16 protein-coding genes are annotated in these 14,707 nt (G+C 69.5%); 7 read left to right on the forward strand and 9 right to left on the reverse strand.

The annotated features are described in order from the left end of the window. Positions 1–57: 57 nt before the first annotated feature. From ACFXOO_RS02945 to ACFXOO_RS02965, 5 genes are all read right to left on the reverse strand, one after another. Positions 58–750 carry a response regulator transcription factor gene (locus ACFXOO_RS02945; RefSeq protein ID WP_378837822.1) on the reverse strand — a complete coding sequence of 231 codons (693 nt, stop codon included), beginning with the start codon at positions 748–750 and terminating at the stop codon, positions 58–60. 105 nt (positions 751–855) lie between these two features. Further along, complete coding sequence (locus tag ACFXOO_RS02950; RefSeq protein WP_394562720.1) at positions 856–1,173, reverse strand: hypothetical protein; 318 nt, start codon at positions 1,171–1,173, stop codon at positions 856–858. A gap of 75 nt (positions 1,174–1,248) precedes the next feature. Next, on the reverse strand, positions 1,249–2,901 hold the full coding sequence (locus ACFXOO_RS02955; protein ID WP_378837827.1) for a DNA repair helicase XPB: 1,653 nt from the start codon (positions 2,899–2,901) through the stop codon (positions 1,249–1,251). A 39-nt stretch (positions 2,902–2,940) separates the two neighbouring features. Then, positions 2,941–4,674, reverse strand: coding sequence for a helicase-associated domain-containing protein (locus tag ACFXOO_RS02960; RefSeq protein WP_394562721.1), 1,734 nt, complete (start codon positions 4,672–4,674; stop codon positions 2,941–2,943). Beyond that, positions 4,675–4,941: a multidrug ABC transporter ATPase gene (locus ACFXOO_RS02965; protein WP_394562722.1), complete on the reverse strand. Its 267-nt coding sequence runs from the start codon at positions 4,939–4,941 to the stop codon at positions 4,675–4,677. A gap of 112 nt (positions 4,942–5,053) precedes the next feature. Here ACFXOO_RS02965 and ACFXOO_RS02970 point away from each other — a divergent pair, with 112 nt between their 5' ends. After that, positions 5,054–5,437, forward strand: a complete 384-nt coding sequence (locus ACFXOO_RS02970) for a cold-shock protein (RefSeq protein WP_378837835.1) — start codon at positions 5,054–5,056, stop codon at positions 5,435–5,437. Further along, positions 5,421–6,122, forward strand: coding sequence for a DUF3027 domain-containing protein (locus tag ACFXOO_RS02975; RefSeq protein ID WP_394562723.1), 702 nt, complete (start codon positions 5,421–5,423; stop codon positions 6,120–6,122). Before ACFXOO_RS02970 ends, ACFXOO_RS02975 begins: the two co-directional genes overlap by 17 nt. An 18-nt stretch (positions 6,123–6,140) precedes the next feature. On the opposite strand, the gene serC is transcribed toward ACFXOO_RS02975, so the two are convergent. Further along, a complete protein-coding gene (gene serC, locus ACFXOO_RS02980; RefSeq protein ID WP_378837841.1) occupies positions 6,141–7,253 on the reverse strand; it encodes a phosphoserine transaminase in 1,113 nt (370 codons plus the stop codon). Positions 7,254–7,385: 132 nt separating this feature from the next. Here serC and ACFXOO_RS02985 point away from each other — a divergent pair, with 132 nt between their 5' ends. The 3 genes from ACFXOO_RS02985 (at position 7,386) to ACFXOO_RS02995 (ending at position 10,143) form a co-directional block, all read left to right on the forward strand. After that, positions 7,386–8,087 carry a metal-dependent transcriptional regulator gene (locus tag ACFXOO_RS02985; RefSeq protein ID WP_378838624.1) on the forward strand — a complete coding sequence of 234 codons (702 nt, stop codon included), beginning with the start codon at positions 7,386–7,388 and terminating at the stop codon, positions 8,085–8,087. A gap of 270 nt (positions 8,088–8,357) precedes the next feature. After that, entirely contained in the window at positions 8,358–9,296 is a 939-nt protein-coding gene (locus ACFXOO_RS02990) for a M23 family metallopeptidase (protein WP_394562724.1), read from the forward strand. A 349-nt stretch (positions 9,297–9,645) separates the two neighbouring features. Then, positions 9,646–10,143 (forward strand): HNH endonuclease, encoded by a 498-nt coding sequence (locus ACFXOO_RS02995; protein WP_378837846.1) that lies wholly within the window; start codon positions 9,646–9,648, stop codon positions 10,141–10,143. 15 nt (positions 10,144–10,158) lie between these two features. On the opposite strand, the gene ACFXOO_RS03000 is transcribed toward ACFXOO_RS02995, so the two are convergent. The 3 genes from ACFXOO_RS03000 to msrB are packed head-to-tail and all read right to left on the reverse strand — an operon-like array spanning position 10,159 to position 11,916. After that, positions 10,159–10,863 carry a spermidine synthase gene (locus tag ACFXOO_RS03000; protein ID WP_378837849.1) on the reverse strand — a complete coding sequence of 235 codons (705 nt, stop codon included), beginning with the start codon at positions 10,861–10,863 and terminating at the stop codon, positions 10,159–10,161. 10 nt (positions 10,864–10,873) lie between these two features. Beyond that, positions 10,874–11,431 carry a peptide-methionine (S)-S-oxide reductase MsrA gene (gene msrA, locus ACFXOO_RS03005; protein ID WP_378837851.1) on the reverse strand — a complete coding sequence of 186 codons (558 nt, stop codon included), beginning with the start codon at positions 11,429–11,431 and terminating at the stop codon, positions 10,874–10,876. After that, on the reverse strand, positions 11,428–11,916 hold the full coding sequence (gene msrB, locus ACFXOO_RS03010) for a peptide-methionine (R)-S-oxide reductase MsrB (protein WP_394562725.1): 489 nt from the start codon (positions 11,914–11,916) through the stop codon (positions 11,428–11,430). The genes msrA and msrB overlap by 4 nt, the downstream gene beginning before the upstream one ends. A 225-nt stretch (positions 11,917–12,141) precedes the next feature. On the opposite strand from msrB, the gene ACFXOO_RS03015 reads away from it, so the two are divergent. After that, positions 12,142–12,933 (forward strand): hypothetical protein, encoded by a 792-nt coding sequence (locus ACFXOO_RS03015; RefSeq protein ID WP_394563185.1) that lies wholly within the window; start codon positions 12,142–12,144, stop codon positions 12,931–12,933. Position 12,934: 1 nt separating this feature from the next. Further along, positions 12,935–14,635, forward strand: coding sequence for a DNA polymerase Y family protein (locus ACFXOO_RS03020; RefSeq protein WP_378837857.1), 1,701 nt, complete (start codon positions 12,935–12,937; stop codon positions 14,633–14,635). Positions 14,636–14,707: the final 72 nt, after the last annotated feature.

Here is a 14,707-nt window from a genome sequence, read left to right on the forward strand (position 1 = left end):
TCGCCAGCTCAGCCCCCTGGATCGATCACGTCGTGCACGCGTGGCACGAGCCGCCGGTCAGGCGGACTTGGACGCCTTCAGCATGTAGCCGAACCCGCGCTTGGTCTGGATGAGCGCCTCGGACGAGAGGGGGTCGATCTTCCGCCGCAGATAGGAGATGTAGCTCTCGACGATGCCGGCGTCTCCGTTGAAGTCGTACTCCCACACGTGGTCGAGGATCTGGGCCTTCGACAGCACGCGGTTCGGGTTGAGCATGAGATAGCGCAGCAGCTTGAACTCGGTGGGGCTCAGGTCGATCGACGCGTCTCCGACGAGCACGTCGTGCGTGTCCTGATCCATCGTGAGCTCGCCCGCGCGGATGACCGACTCCTCGTCGGCCTGCATCGTGCGTCGCAGGATGGCCTGGATGCGCGCCACGATCTCGTCGAGGCTGAACGGCTTGGTGACGTAGTCGTCACCACCGGCATTGAGCCCGGCGATCTTGTCCTCGGTCTCGTCCTTCGCGGTGAGGAAGAGGATCGGCGCGGTGTAGCCCGCTCCGCGCAGCCGCTTGGTGACGCTGAATCCGTTCATGTCGGGCAGCATCACGTCGAGGATGATCAGGTCGGGCTCCTCCTCGAGCACGGCGGAGATCGTCTGAGCGCCGTTGGAGACGGCTCTCACCTGGAACCCCGCGAAGCGCAGGCTCGTGATGAGCAGGTCGCGGATGTTCGGTTCGTCGTCCACGACGAGGATGCGAGGTGCAGTCATAGGCCCATTATGGCGACCGGAGTCCTGCGCTGCCTGGATATCGTCCGGATCGCCGGGGAACGCGCGGTCCACGCGGCTTTGTGGATGACGTCGACCGGGACGGAGTCAGCCGCCCACGCGCGCCGCGCGACGCAGCATCCCGCCGACCACTCGCACGATCTGGGAGGGAGGTTCGACGCTGGCGCTGCGGATGTCGATCCCGAGGAGCGCACGCTGCCGGACGATCTGAACCACCGACAGGCCGACGACAGTCATCGGCCCGCCGACGACGAGAAGAAGCGTCACCCACCAAGGGAACAAGGGGTCGGAAGAGCCGTCGATGTAGTGGACGAGGCCGTCCACCAGGGTCCATGCACTCAGGACGATGACCAGCACGGGCGCCAGCATCGGATGCGCATCGGGCGCGCGGAACAGGTCGCTCACCCCGAGGACGAGGAACGCGGCGATGATCCGGCCTGCTACCTCGCAGGATAGGGGATCGCGGCCGGCCGCGGGGGTTCAGGCCGCGATGGCGTCCGCGTCGAGGATCGTGTAGCTGTAGCCCTGCTCGGCCAGGAACCGCTGGCGGTTCTGCGCGAAGTCCTGATCGACCGTGTCACGGGCGATCAGCGTGTAGAAGCTCGCGGTGTGCCCCGATTCCTTCGGCCGCAGCAGGCGCCCGAGGCGCTGCGCCTCCTCCTGGCGGGAGCCGAACGACCCCGAGACCTGAATGGCGACGGATGCCTCGGGCAGATCGATCGAGAAGTTCGCGACCTTCGAGACCACGAGGAGCGTGATCTCTCCGACCCGGAAGGCCTGGTAGAGCCGCTCGCGCTCGTCGACGGGCGTCGCCCCGGTGATCTGCGGGGCATCGAGTGCCTCGGCGAGCATGTCGATCTGGTCGAGGTACTGGCCGATCACGAGGATCCGCTCGCCCTCGTGCCGTTCGACCAGTTCTTTGACGACTCCGATCTTCGCGTCGGCGGTGGCTGCGAGACGGTACCGCTCGTCATCCGCGGCGGCCGCGTACTCGAGCCGCTCGCTGGCCGGAAGGTCGACGCGCACTTCGTAGCAGGCCGCGGGGGAGATGAACCCCTGCGCCTCGATCTCCTTCCAGGGCGCATCGAACCGCTTGGGTCCGATGAGACTGAAGACATCGCCCTCGCGTCCGTCTTCGCGCACGAGCGTCGCGGTCAGCCCCAGGCGTCGTCGCGCCTGCAGGTCCGCCGTCAGCTTGAAGACGGGGGCGGGAAGAAGGTGCACCTCGTCGTAGACGATGAGGCCCCAGTCCAGAGCGTCCAGCAGGGCGAGGTGCGCGTACTGCCCCCCGCGCTTCGCGGTCAGGATCTGGTACGTCGCGATCGTCACGGGACGCACTTCTTTGACCTGACCGGAGTACTCGCCGATCTCCTCGGCCGTGAGCGACGTGCGCTTGATCAGCTCGTCACGCCACTGCCGGGCGCTGACGGTGTTGGTCACGAGGATCAGCGTCGTCGTCTTCGTGTCGGCCATCGCCGCGGCGCCCACGAGCGTCTTGCCGGCGCCGCACGGCAGCACCACGACGCCTGACCCGCCCTCCGTGAAGATGTCGACGGCTTGGCGCTGATATGGGCGCAGCGTCCATCCGTCTTCGGCCAGTTCGATCGGATGCGGCGTCCCGGGTGTGTAGCCGGCGCGGTCCTCGGCGGGCCAGCCGATCTTGAGCAGCTCCTGCTTGATCTGACCGCGGGCCCATGCGTCCACCACGTACGTGTCGGGCGCGGGGTGCCCCACGAGCAGCGGCTGGATGCGCTTGTTCCGTGCCATCTCGGTCAGGACCGCGGCATCCGTGGACCGCAGGACGAGCGTCCCCTCCTGGCCGTCCACGGTGTCGCGCTCGATCACGAGGCGGCCGTAGCGTCCGACCGTCTCGCGGATGTCGAGCGAGACCGACGGCGGCACGGGGAAGCGCGTCCACCGGTCGAGCGTGGCCAGCATGTCCTCGGCGTCGTGTCCTGCCGCGCGCGCGTTCCACAGGCCCAGCCGGGTGATCCGGTAGGTGTGGATGTGCTCGGGCGCACGTTCCAGTTCCGCGAAGATCGCCAGTTCGTGGCGCGCGCTCTCCGCATCGGGGTGCGCGACCTCGAGGAGCACCGTGCGGTCGCTCTGGACGATCAGGGGGCCATCAGCCATAACGAGAAAGTCTACGCGGCGTGCTGCGAGGGCGGGCGCTCAGGCCACCGGCTGCACGCTGACGATGCTCGACACCGGGAGCGTGCGCTCGACATCCGCTCCACGGTCTCGCCCGCGCAGCCGTCCGCCGCCGAGACCGGATGCCTCGATCGTGAAGGTGCGCGCCGAGCCGTCCGGCAGCTTCACCGCGACGGCGATGACGGCTCGCGCGCGGACGGCCTGCTCCAGCTCGCGGACGAGCCAGGCCGCATCCGCGTCGTCGTCCTGGCCGGCGCCCGACCGGAGCGTCGCGAGGAGACGGTCGTATGGGTTCGCCGACGCCGACCCGTCACCCGCCGACGACCGTCGACGACGCAGCGGGAGCGGTGCCCCGTCGTCGTCGACGGCGATGACGGGGTAGCGCGCGTCGACCAGCGCCCAGTAGACGGCATCGCGGTGGGCGCGCGTGGTCAGGCGGTCATGATCGGGCACGAGGCCGAGGGGTCGGAGCGCTTGATCGATCGCCAGCGTGTCGCGCAGCTGTGGGTCGTCGGTGTCGACCCGGGTGCGGCCGGTCGCGGCATCCGTCCCCACCGTCACCCGGCCGTGTCGGTTCGCGGTGCTCTCGATCAGGTAGTCCAGTGGCTGCGGGATGCCGGTCAGCGACAGTTCCGACAGGAACGAACGGATCGATTCGGCGCTCTCGCCGTCGATGATGCCGGAGCGCAGCGAATCGGCGCTGAAGCGGTAGGTCGACGCCTGCGCGCGCGATTCGCGGTGCGCGATGCCGCGGAGCCGCAGATCGAGCGGCGGCGAGAGCGGACCGGGGGCGATCGCGGTCAGGTCCGCCTGGAGGTAGACCCGGTCGATCTCGGCGGGCAGATAAGCGGCGAGGGTCGAGGTGTCGGCTTCGCCCCCTTCTCGGATGCTGCGGGCCCAGGGCGGCTCGGTCCCGTCGGGAAGGACGAGCGTCCACTGCTCTGCGATGCGGTGCGCTTGCGCGGTGCGCGTCGGCCAGTCGGGATCGAGGGGGAACGCGTCTGCCCACGCGGGGAGGGGAACGTACCCGCCGTCCGGAGTGCGCAGATCGGGAGGCAGACCCTCCCGCAGTCCTTCCGCCACCAGTCGCCAGCGCGACGTGGTGGATTCGCGCAGCCAGGTCTCGGCCTCGGCGTCCGCGACCCACTCCCGTTCTGCGGAATGCGCCAGACCGGCGGCCACCGCGGCGGCGATCAGATCATCGAGGTCGTCGCCGGCGTCCAGCACACCCGCCTCGACGAGGCGGCGGCGGTCGGCCGCGCTGACCGTCCCCGCGCCGGTGCGCCCGAGCGGGGCGTGCAGGCTGGCCAGGAGCAGATCGGCGAGAGTGGCGACGATCGCGAACACATGTTCGGCGGATGCTGCGCACTGCGCCTCATCGGAGGGCTCGGGCGTCGCCGCCGTCGGCGCGGGGATGAACGCCTCGGGGTGTGCGGCAGCGGCCTCTTTCACGCGGGCGGAGACCGCCTGGTAGGGGAGGCCGTCGACATCTGCCAAGAGCAGCCGACTCAGCGTCGCCCCGGGTTCGGCGGGGATCGGCACCCCCGCGTGGAGCGCCGTCAGGACGGAACGCGGAAGCCGGTGCAGGGACCGATCGATGGACGCGGCATCCAGCAGCCCGTCCGCGGCATCGAAGTAGTCGTGCCAGTTGACCGACGGTGCGATGCCCCGGACCGCCAGAGCGTCGGCGAGATCGGCGTCACTCAGCCCGGCGAGTCGAGTGGCGAGCGCGCGAGCGTCTGAGGTGTCAGGCACTCACTGACCCCGGTTGGCCCGAGCCCTCCGCACGAAGCTCATGATGAGCACGGCGAGTAGGAGGAGGAACGCGATGATCGGGGCGAAGTAGACCAGCACCCCGACCACAGGCCACACACCCGTGCGCATGTCCGCACCGGTTGATGAGCCGATCATGATGGCGAAGAACGAGAGCACCGACAACGCGAGCAACCCGAGCGACATGAACGCCAGGATGCGGTCGATCCGACGTACCGGAACGTCCTGACGGGGGCTGGGTGTGCTCATCCGCCTCAGCCTACTCCCGCGCGGCGGTGCCGTAGGCTGGAGGTGAGGGGTCTTCAGATCTCAGTTCCGTCATGCCCGCGCGTCCGCGCGGCCCGTTCCCAGCGAGGTTTTCATGCCCACCGGCAAGGTCAGGTTCTACGACGAGGAGAAGGGCTTCGGCTTCGTCACCACCGATGACGGCCAGGATGTCTTCCTGCACGCCACGTCTCTGCCTGCAGGTACGGCAGCACCCAAGGCCGGCACGCGGCTCGAGTTCGGCGTCGCCGACGGCAAGCGCGGACTGCAGGCACTGTCGGTGCGCGTGCTCGAGGCTCCGGTGAGCCTCGCCAAGCGCGCACGCAAGCCCGCGGACGACATGGCGATCATCATCGAAGACCTCGTGAAGCTTCTCGACGGCATCGGCGGCGACCTGCGTCGCGGCCGCTACCCCAGCGGCGCGCACTCGACGAAGGTCGCAGCGGTGCTGCGCAAGGTCGCCGATGAACTCGACGCCTGAGGCCGGTTCGTCCGACATCGACGCACGACTGCTCGAATCGCACGACCTCGCGCGCGCGGCGCTCGCCGAGATCACACCTGAGGCGACCATCGGGGCTCCCGTCGGCTACACACCGGAAGGCGACGGGGTCGTCTCACTGCGCTTCGAGACCCTCCTCCCCGGGTACCCCGGGTGGTTCTGGACGGTCAGCGTCGCGCGCGTCGAGGACGCCGAGCCGACCGTGCTCGAGGTCGAGCTCCTGCCGGGTGACGCCGCACTTCTCGCTCCGGACTGGGTGCCGTGGGCAGTTCGTCTGGCCGATTATCAAGCCGCCCAGCAGGCGCTCGCCGACGCCGGTGTCGTCCTCGAGGACGACGTCATCATCGTGGACGACGAGGATGCCGAGCTGGACGAAGACCTCGACGACGTCGAGGATCTGGATGCCGCGGACTTCGACAACGACGGATCGCCGATCCTGCACGCAGGTGACCTCGACGGTGTCGACATCGACGAACTCGACCCGGCCGCTCCGCTCGACGAGGAGTCGGTGGAGGACGAGTCCGAGGACGACGACGAGTCGGACGAAGAAGACGAGTCGGACGAGGACGACGATGAGTCGGACGAAGAAGACGAGTCGGACGAGGACGACGATGAGTCGGACGAAGACGAAGACGACGACGAGTTGGAAGACGACGACCGCCGCTGAGGCCGCCGGGTTCCTCGCCTAGAGGTTCTCGATCACGAAGTCGATCGAGCGGATCAGCTGGCGGACGTCCTCGGGCTCGATCGACACGAACGTCGCGATGCGCAGCTGGTTGCGACCGAGCTTGCGGTACGGCTCGGTGTCGACGACTCCGTTGGCGCGGAGGACCTTGGCGATCTCCGCGGCGTCGACCTCGTCGGCGAAGTCGATCGTGACGACGACGGGCGAGCGGTCCGCCGGGTCGGTGACGAAGGGCGTCGCGACGGCGGATGCCTCGGCCCAGTCGTACAGGGCCGACGACGACTCCGCCGTGCGGCCGCCGGCCCACGCCAGCCCGCCGTTGCCGTTGATCCACGCGATCTGGTCGTCGAGGAGCAGCAGGGTCGTCAGCGCGGGAGTGTTCAGCGTCTGCTGCAGCCGTGAATTGTCGACCGCGTTCTTCAGGCTGAGGAATTCGGGGATGTACCGGTCGGACGCGGCGATGCGCTCGACGCGCTCCAGCGCCGCAGGGGAGAACAGGGCGAACCACAGTCCGCCGTCCGACCCCAGGTTCTTCTGGGGCGCGAAGTAGTAGACGTCGGTCTCGGAGACGTCGACGTCGATGCCGCCCGCGGCGCTGGTCGCGTCGATGACCGTGAGGGCGCCCTCGTCCCCGTGCACACGGGTGATCGCCGTGGACACCCCGGTCGAAGTCTCGTTGTGCGGCCAGGCGTAGAGATCGACGCCCTCGACCGTCTCCGGGCGGATGCTCGTGCCCGGGTCGCTCCTGCGGACGTCGGGCGCCTGCAGCCAGGGCGTCTTCGCCGCCGCGGCGAACTTGCCGCCGAATTCTCCGAAGACGAGGTTCTGGCTGCGGTGCTCGATGAGTCCGAAAGCCGCGGCGTCCCAGAAGGCGGTCGATCCGCCGTTGCCGAGGATGACCTCGTAGCCGTCCGGAATGCGGAAGAGGTCGGCGAGGCCCTCCCGCACCGATTGCACGAGGCCTTTCACAGGTGCCTGGCGGTGAGACGTCCCCAGCACGGATGATCCACTCGCCGCGAGGGCGGCCAGCTGTTCCGGCCGCACCTTCGACGGGCCGCAGCCGAAACGACCGTCGGCGGGGAGGAGATCACGGGGGATGTCGAGGCGGGGCATGCCCTCGATTCTAGAGTCGCGCGCACCGCCGTCCTCATCCTGTGACGTCCCGTGAACCGCCGGCGTCGACGAGCGTCGATGCGGACTCGATTAGGCTGTCCTTACATAGTTTCACCGCGTCTGCGAGGCATGATGACCGACCTGATCGACACCACCGAGATGTACCTGCGCACGATCCTCGAACTCGAGGAGGAGAACATCGTCCCCCTGCGGGCACGGATCTCGGAGCGTCTCGGTCACTCCGGGCCGACCGTCTCCCAGACCGTGGGCCGCATGGAGCGCGACGGCCTCGTCATCGTGTCCGACGACCGCTCGCTCGAGCTCACCGACGCCGGGCGCCAGAAGGCCGTCGACGTGATGCGCAAGCACCGTCTCGCCGAGCGGCTGCTCAGCGACGTCATCGGTTTGGACTGGGCATACGTCCACGAAGAGGCCTGCCGCTGGGAGCACGTCATGAGCGAGCAGGTCGAGCGTCGCCTGGTCGAATTGCTGGGTCACCCGACCGAGTCGCCGTACGGCAACCCCATCCCCGGCCTCGACCAGCTCGGCGATGTGCCGGCGATCACCTTCGACGAGGGCGTCGTCGGTCTCGTCCGTCGCCTCAACGCCGCGAGCGGGCCCGTGACCGGCACGGTCCGTCGTCTCGCGGAGCCCGTGCAGGTCGATCCCGAGCTTCTGCAGCAGCTCAAGTCCGCCGGCGTGATGCCCGGTGCGCACGGCGATTACCGCTTCAGCGAGGGCTATGTGCTGGTGCAGATGGACGGCAACGACGAGGGTCTCGAACTCCCGGTCGAGGTTGCTTCGCACATCTTCCTGGTCGACGACCGCCACTGAGCGACGCGCGGGTCGGACCATCCGTCCGCTCCTCCCCAGATCGGCCTCGAGCGCGGAATCCGCGTGATTCCGCGGGGGTTAGTTGCTCAACGTGACATATTCGTTACCTTCAGGTAGCCTCGGAACGTCCACAGGCAAGATTCCCGCCGTCGGACCCCGAGTGGATTGCCTCACTGGCTCGTCGTCCGCACGGTGACCCGCACAACGTGCCCGAACGCATGGTGCTGACGAGCTGGCGCACCAATCGGCGCTGAGGCGCCGGAGGATAGTTTGGCTGAACAGAACGAGTCGCCCGCGGCTGACGCGGACGCCACGTCGCTGACACCGCGCACCCGAGACCGATCCCGCGTGTCCCAGCGCGCCCGCGAGCGTCGCATCGTCGCGACCACCGCCGCGTCCGTCACGCGCCCGCCGCGTGCCGCACGTCGGGCCCGAGGTCGCGCGAAGCCCGTCCGCAGCCTCGTGATCATCACGATGGTCGCCGGCCTGATCGCCACGGTCGCCCTTCCCGCGTACGGCGCCTGGCGTCCCACCGCCGAGACGCAGACGCTGCAGCAGCTCTCCGCCGGCGATGCGCAGTCGCTCGTCGTCGCCTCCGACGCCACCGCGAGCACCTTCACCCGTGACAGCTATGCGGCGACCACGGCGGAGGAGATCGAGCAGAAGAAGGCCGCCGAGGCCGCCGCCGCCGCCGCCGAGGCCCGTGCCAAGGCCGCCGCCGCCGCCGCGGCATCCTCAGCCGCGTCCTCCTCCTCGTCTTCCTCCTCCGTCGCAGCCAGCTACAGCGTCGACCTGAACATGGTCTCGCCGGGCACCGGCGAGGTGCGCTGGCCGCTTCTCAACTTCACCAAGGGTCGCGGCCTCTGGGATTCCGGCTACCACCAGGGCGTCGACCTCCTCGCCCCGGCGATGACGCCCATCTACGCGGCCGCGGCCGGCGTCGTGAAGGTCTCGCAGGAGAGCTACGGCGGCTACGGTGTCGCGATCTCGATCGACCACGTGCTCGGCGGCCAGCAGGTCAACACCCTGTACGGCCACATGACCTACGGCACCCGTCAGGTGCAGGTCGGCCAGACCGTCGCCGCCGGCCAGCTCATCGGCTTTGTCGGCAGCACGGGAAGCTCGACGGCGAACCACACCCACTTCGAGGTGCACATCAACGGCGGCGTCGTCGACCCCTGGGCGTGGCTCGAAGCCAACGCCGGCTGATCCGCGCGAGGCGGCATCCGCTCGTCCTCGCCGTCGAGGCTGCGTGTTGGCCGACACGCCACCCGTGATTCACCTCCGAACGGCGCAGGGTCCCTTCGGCGTGCATTACCCTGAAATCCGACGCTGAGAAGAAGGCGGAGGGCGCCGATGGACAGCACACCACGCATCCGAACCATGGATGCGCTCGGCCTGCTCGTCCTTCGGCATCGTGTGATCGGGTGCTGCGACGTAGTCGCGGCGTCCAGGCGCTGTCCATGAGACAGCGCCTTTTTTCATACCCCTCCACCGCTTGATCGTCGTCGAATCGAAGATCCGGGAAGCCGTCCCGGCCATTCGAGAGGATGAGGGAATGCGCACACTGGTGCTCAACGCGGGCTACGAGCCGCTCGCCGTGGTGTCTTACAAGCGAGCGCTCGTGCTCGTGATGAACGACAAAGCCACCGTGATCGAACGCATGGAGGGCGAACCTGTCTGGGCCGCCCGTGGTTCCTACGACAGACCGGCGGTGATCCTGCTCTCGCGCTACGTGCGCGTCCCCGGCGCAGGACACGTGCCCGTGACCCGCCGAGGCGTGCTGCGGCGCGACCTGCACCACTGCGCCTACTGCGGCAAGACCGCCTCGACGATCGACCATGTCCTTCCGCGCTCGCGCGGGGGAGCGGACACGTGGGAGAACCTCGTGGCGTGCTGCCTGCGGTGCAACAACGTCAAGGGCGACCGCACGCCGCAGGAGATGAACTGGAACCTGCTCTTCACTCCGCGACCACCTCGTGGCGCGCAGTGGACCGTGCGCGGCACCGAGCGGGCGGACCCCCGTTGGAGCCCGTACCTGGAGCTGGCCGCGTAGACGCCCGCCGCGGTCTTACGCGGTGGGCCGGCGGCCGATGTAGACGGTGTTGGACGACACGCCCCCGGTGAGCGGATTGTCGAAGTCGACGACGTGTGCGGCAGTGTCGACGAAGACCGATTCGAGGTCGGCCTGGAACGCGGCATCCGGTGGGTCATCCGACCACAGCGCGAAGATGCCGCCATCGACGAGGTGCCGAGCCAGCGACCGGAGGCCGGCGGTCGTATAGAGGTCGGCGTGGCTCGGATCGAGCTGGTGGCGCGGCGAGTGGTCGACGTCGAGCAGGATCGCATCGTAACGGGAGCCCTCCGGCGCACGTCGCACGACGGCGAAGAAGTCGTCGAGGGTGAGTGTCGTGCGGCTGTCGCCGACGAGCTCCGCCGACACCGGCAGCAGCGTGCGCTCGTGCCAGCCGATGACGGCGGGCAGTGCGTCGATCACGGTGAGCGAGCCGACCCGAGGATCGCGCAGCGCGGCGACCGCGGTGTAGCCGAGCCCCAGGCCGCCGACCAGGACGGTCAGGCGTTCGCCCGTCGTCGCCGCGAGCCCCAGTGTGGCGAGGGCCTCTTCCGCGACGGTGAACAGGCTCGACATCAGGTATTCGTCTCCGAGCTTGACCTCGTAGACGTCGTGGGCGACCGCCGGTTCGAAGCGCCGTCGCAGCGTGAGATCCCCCATCGGGGTCGGCTGCCAGTCGAGCTCTTCGAACCGGGCGATCACGGGCGCGGTCCTAGACCGCGGTGGTGGCGTTGCGGCGGGGGAGCACCCAGCCCGCGCGCGGGAAGTGGCACGTGTACCCGTGGGGGTAGCGGATCAGGTAGTCCTGGTGCTCGGGCTCGGCCTCCCAGAAGGGGCCCGCGGGCTCGATCGTGGTGACGGCCTTGCCCGGCCACAGACCCGAGGCGTCGACGTCGGCGATCGTCTCGCGCGCGATCTGCTCCTGCTCGGGCGAGAGCGGGAAGATCGTCGAACGGTAGCTCGATCCGACGTCGTTGCCCTGACGGTTGAGCGTCGACGGGTCGTGGATCTGGAAGAAGAACGCCAGGATGTCGCGGTACGTCGTCTTCGTCGGGTCGAACACGATCTCGACGGACTCGGCGTGCCCGGAGTGGTTCCGGTAGGTGGCGTGGTCGTTCTTGCCGCCGGTGTAGCCGACGCGGGTGCTGAGCACACCGGGCTGGCGGCGGATCAGGTCTTCCATGCCCCAGAAGCAGCCACCGGCGAGCACTGCGGTCTCGGTACCGGGGGTGCGGGTGATGGCTCCGGTGTCGGTCTTTCCACTGGTCATGATGCGGTCTCCTCGTTCATGCGGTCGCTGGGCTGATCGGAGTGGGCGAACAGGGCGCGGTACTCACCGTAACCCTGCTCCTCGAGCTGTGCGACGGGGACGAAGCGCAGCGCGGCGGAATTCATGCAGTAGCGCAGGCCGCCGGCATCCCGCGGACCGTCGTCGAAGACGTGGCCCAGGTGGCTGTCGGCACCGGCGGAACGCACCTCGGTGCGCTTCATCCAGAGCATGCCGTCGATCTTCTCGGTGACGGCGTCGGCGGCCAGCGGACGCGTGAAGCTCGGCCATCCGGTGCCGCTGTCGTACTTGTCGATCGATGAGAACAGCGGCTGACCCGAGACGACGTCGACGTAGATGCCGTCTTCGTGGGTGTTCCAGTACTCGTTGCGGAACGGCGGCTCGGTGCCGTCCTGCTGCGTGACGGTGTACTGGCTGGGGGTGAGGCGACTGAGTGCGTCGGCAGTCGCGCGGTAGTCCTGTGACACGGTTTCCTCCTGGGTCGACCTTCGTCGACATCGGTTGTACGCGGCTGGCTGCAGCGTCATAGAGGAGAACGGCGGAGGGCGGCGTTTTGGTCCCGTCAAGCTGAAAGCGGGCCGTGAGTTTGGTGACGGATGCTACGCCCGGCGATGTCGGAGGTCGGGACTAGTTTCGAATCTCAGGTAGAGGATATAGAACATCTGTTCTAGCCTGAGGGAGTGAGTCCGATCATGCTGCAGAACGCCACCGCCCGTGCGGAGCAGGGTGCAGCGCGCGCGGACGTTCATTCTGAAGCGAGTCGGCTGCGTGCGCAACTGGAGCGGGTGCAGGGCCGTCGGCTCGACGAGCCGGTGCTGCCGACGCATCCCGCGCTCGCCGGCCTGCTCCCCGGCGGGGGGCTGAAGCCCGGTTCGGCGTATTCGCTGCCCGCCTCGGTCTCGCTCCTGCTCGCGCTGCTCGCGCAGCCTTCTCAGCAGGGCTCGTGGTGCGCGGTGATCGGAATGCCCGAACTCGGCGCCGAAGCGGCCGAGAGGCTGGGGGTCGACCTCGACCGGCTCGTCCTCATCCCCGACCCCGGGCCGCGCTGGCTGGCCGTCGCCGCCACCGTCGCCGACGTGCTGCCCATCGTCGCCGTGCGCCCCCAGGGGCGGGCGACCGGGGCAGAAGCGTCACGGCTGGGGGCTCGGCTGCGCGATCGCGGTTCGGTGCTTCTGGTGGAGGGCCCGTGGGCGCAGGCGGAGGCCACGCTGCGCGTCGATCAGCCCGAGTGGACCGGTCTCGGCGACGGGTTCGGCTACCTCGCGGGACGGGCGCTGACGGTCACCGCGTCGAGCAGGAGATGGCCGGTGCCCCGGCGTTCGCGGATGCTGCTGCCCGCCCCCGACGGCACCGTCTCGGTGGTGCCCGACGAGCGGGTGCAGATCTCGGCGGTGCCGAACGCGGTGCCGATCAACGCGATGCCGAAGACGGCGCAGGATCGGTTCGCGGCGGACGATTCCCTCGACATCCGGGCGGTGGGCTGACATGCCGGACATCTCCGAAGACAGGAACGCCCCGGTGCGCAGCATCGTGCTGTGGTTCCCGGACTGGCCGGTCACCGCTCTCGCCCGCGACGGGGAGGCGAGCAGCGAAGGGCGCTCCGTGAGCGATGGTGTGCTCGATCTCCCGGCCGCGGAGCGCCCGATCGCCGTCGTCGAGCACAACGCCGTCGTGGCGTGCTCGGCAGCAGCTCGCGCCGAAGGTGTGCGGCGGGGTCAGCGACGACGTGACGCGCAAGCCCGCTGCCCTCGCCTCGACATCGTCGCGGCCGATCATGCGCGCGACAATCGGGCGTTCGCGCCGGTCGTGTCGCTGCTCGAAGAGCGTGCCCCTGGAGTGCAGATCGTACGCGCGGGTCTGTGCGCGCTGCGGGCGCGAGGACCCGCGCGGTACTACGGCGGCGAGGCCGAGGCCGTGCGCGTGCTGCTGGACGTCCTCGCCGCTCATGGCCTCACCGGCGTGCGTGTCGGTGTCGCCGACGGCCCGTTCACGGCCGAGCAGGCAGCACGCAGCGCCGGCGCGGCGGGCGCCGGACCGCTGCGGATCGTCCCCCCGGGGACGGCCGCCGCGTTCCTTGCCCCGCTGCCCGTCACCGTGCTCGACGACGCTCTGACCGGGCTCGCCACCGGGCTCGACCTTCCCGAGCTGCTCGCCCGACTCGGCGTGCACACGCTGGGGGAGTTCGCGGCGTTGGCCCCGGAACGCGTGCGCGAGCGGTTCGGAGGGCGCGGCATCCGTCTGCACTCCCTGGCCGCCGGTCACGATTCCCGCGCCGTCGAGCCACGGGTGCCGCCCCCGGAACTCCACCGCGAAGTGGCTTTCGAGCCCCCTCTCGAACTGGCCGATCAGGTCGCGTTCGGAATGCGCATCGCCGCCGACGAGTTCCTCACCGGGCTCGCGGCGGAACGGCTCGTCTGCACCGAGCTGCGGGTCGTGCTGGTCGGCGAGCGGGGCGAGCGCAACGAACGGGTGTGGCTGCATCCGGCGTCGTTCGACGCTGCGGCGGTCGTCGACCGTGTGCGCTGGCAGCTGGGCGAGGCGCTGGAGGACGCGCAGAAGAAGGCGCAGCGCGAAGGCTCCCGCGGCGGACGCGAGGGTGACGTGCCGGTGCCCCGCGGACTCGCCAGCGGGGTGGCGCTCGTGCGGATCGAACCGGCGGCGGTGGATGCTGCGTCCCACCACGCTCCGGCCATCTTCGGTTCGGGGCCGGAGGAGCGCGTGCACCACGCCCTCTCGCGCGTGCAGGCGATGCTGGGGCACCGCGGTGTCGTCACCACGGCGATCGGGGGTGGTCGCTGGTTGGCGGAACGGCAGGTGCTCGTGCCGTGGGGCGATCGTGCCGTGGTCGCCAAAGAACGCGCGCGACCGTGGCCGGGGAGCCTGCCCGACCCGCTGCCCACGACGGTCTTCGCCGAGCCGCGCGCGGTCGAAGTGACCGCGGCGGACGGCGCCGCGATCGCGGTCGATGACCGCGGCACCCTCGTGGCCGCACCCGCGATGATGCGCGAAGGGGGTCGTCGGCGCGAGGTGGTGGCGTGGGCGGGCCCGTGGCCCGTGGTCGAGAGGAGCTGGGATGCGGTGCGCCGCCGTCGGGCGCATCGATTCCAGGTCGTCGACGCCGACCAGATCGCCTGGCTGCTGGTGTGCGAAGACGGTGCCTGGCAGGCGGAGGCCCGCTATGACTGAGGGCGGCGTTTCGTCTCGTCGCTGCGCTCCTCGCTCAACGATCGGGGGCGGGGGTCCGGTCGTTGAGCGAGC

Origin of the sequence: Microbacterium sp. P03, assembly GCF_043556235.1 — a bacterium.
GTDB lineage: Bacteria > Actinomycetota > Actinomycetes > Actinomycetales > Microbacteriaceae > Microbacterium.

Coding starts and splice junctions, on each gene's coding strand:
- msrA (WP_378837851.1), bottom strand. CDS start 11,431: ATGACCAGTGGAAAGACCGACACCGGAGCCATCACCCGCACCCCCGGT.
- ACFXOO_RS02965 (WP_394562722.1), bottom strand. CDS start 4,941: ATGAGCACACCCAGCCCCCGTCAGGACGTTCCGGTACGTCGGATCGAC.
- ACFXOO_RS02970 (WP_378837835.1), top strand. CDS start 5,054: ATGCCCACCGGCAAGGTCAGGTTCTACGACGAGGAGAAGGGCTTCGGC.
- ACFXOO_RS02995 (WP_378837846.1), top strand. CDS start 9,646: ATGCGCACACTGGTGCTCAACGCGGGCTACGAGCCGCTCGCCGTGGTG.
- ACFXOO_RS03020 (WP_378837857.1), top strand. CDS start 12,935: ATGCCGGACATCTCCGAAGACAGGAACGCCCCGGTGCGCAGCATCGTG.
- ACFXOO_RS03015 (WP_394563185.1), top strand. CDS start 12,142: ATGCTGCAGAACGCCACCGCCCGTGCGGAGCAGGGTGCAGCGCGCGCG.
- ACFXOO_RS02975 (WP_394562723.1), top strand. CDS start 5,421: ATGAACTCGACGCCTGAGGCCGGTTCGTCCGACATCGACGCACGACTG.
- ACFXOO_RS02985 (WP_378838624.1), top strand. CDS start 7,386: ATGACCGACCTGATCGACACCACCGAGATGTACCTGCGCACGATCCTC.
- serC (WP_378837841.1), bottom strand. CDS start 7,253: ATGCCCCGCCTCGACATCCCCCGTGATCTCCTCCCCGCCGACGGTCGT.
- ACFXOO_RS02955 (WP_378837827.1), bottom strand. CDS start 2,901: ATGGCTGATGGCCCCCTGATCGTCCAGAGCGACCGCACGGTGCTCCTC.
- ACFXOO_RS02945 (WP_378837822.1), bottom strand. CDS start 750: ATGACTGCACCTCGCATCCTCGTCGTGGACGACGAACCGAACATCCGC.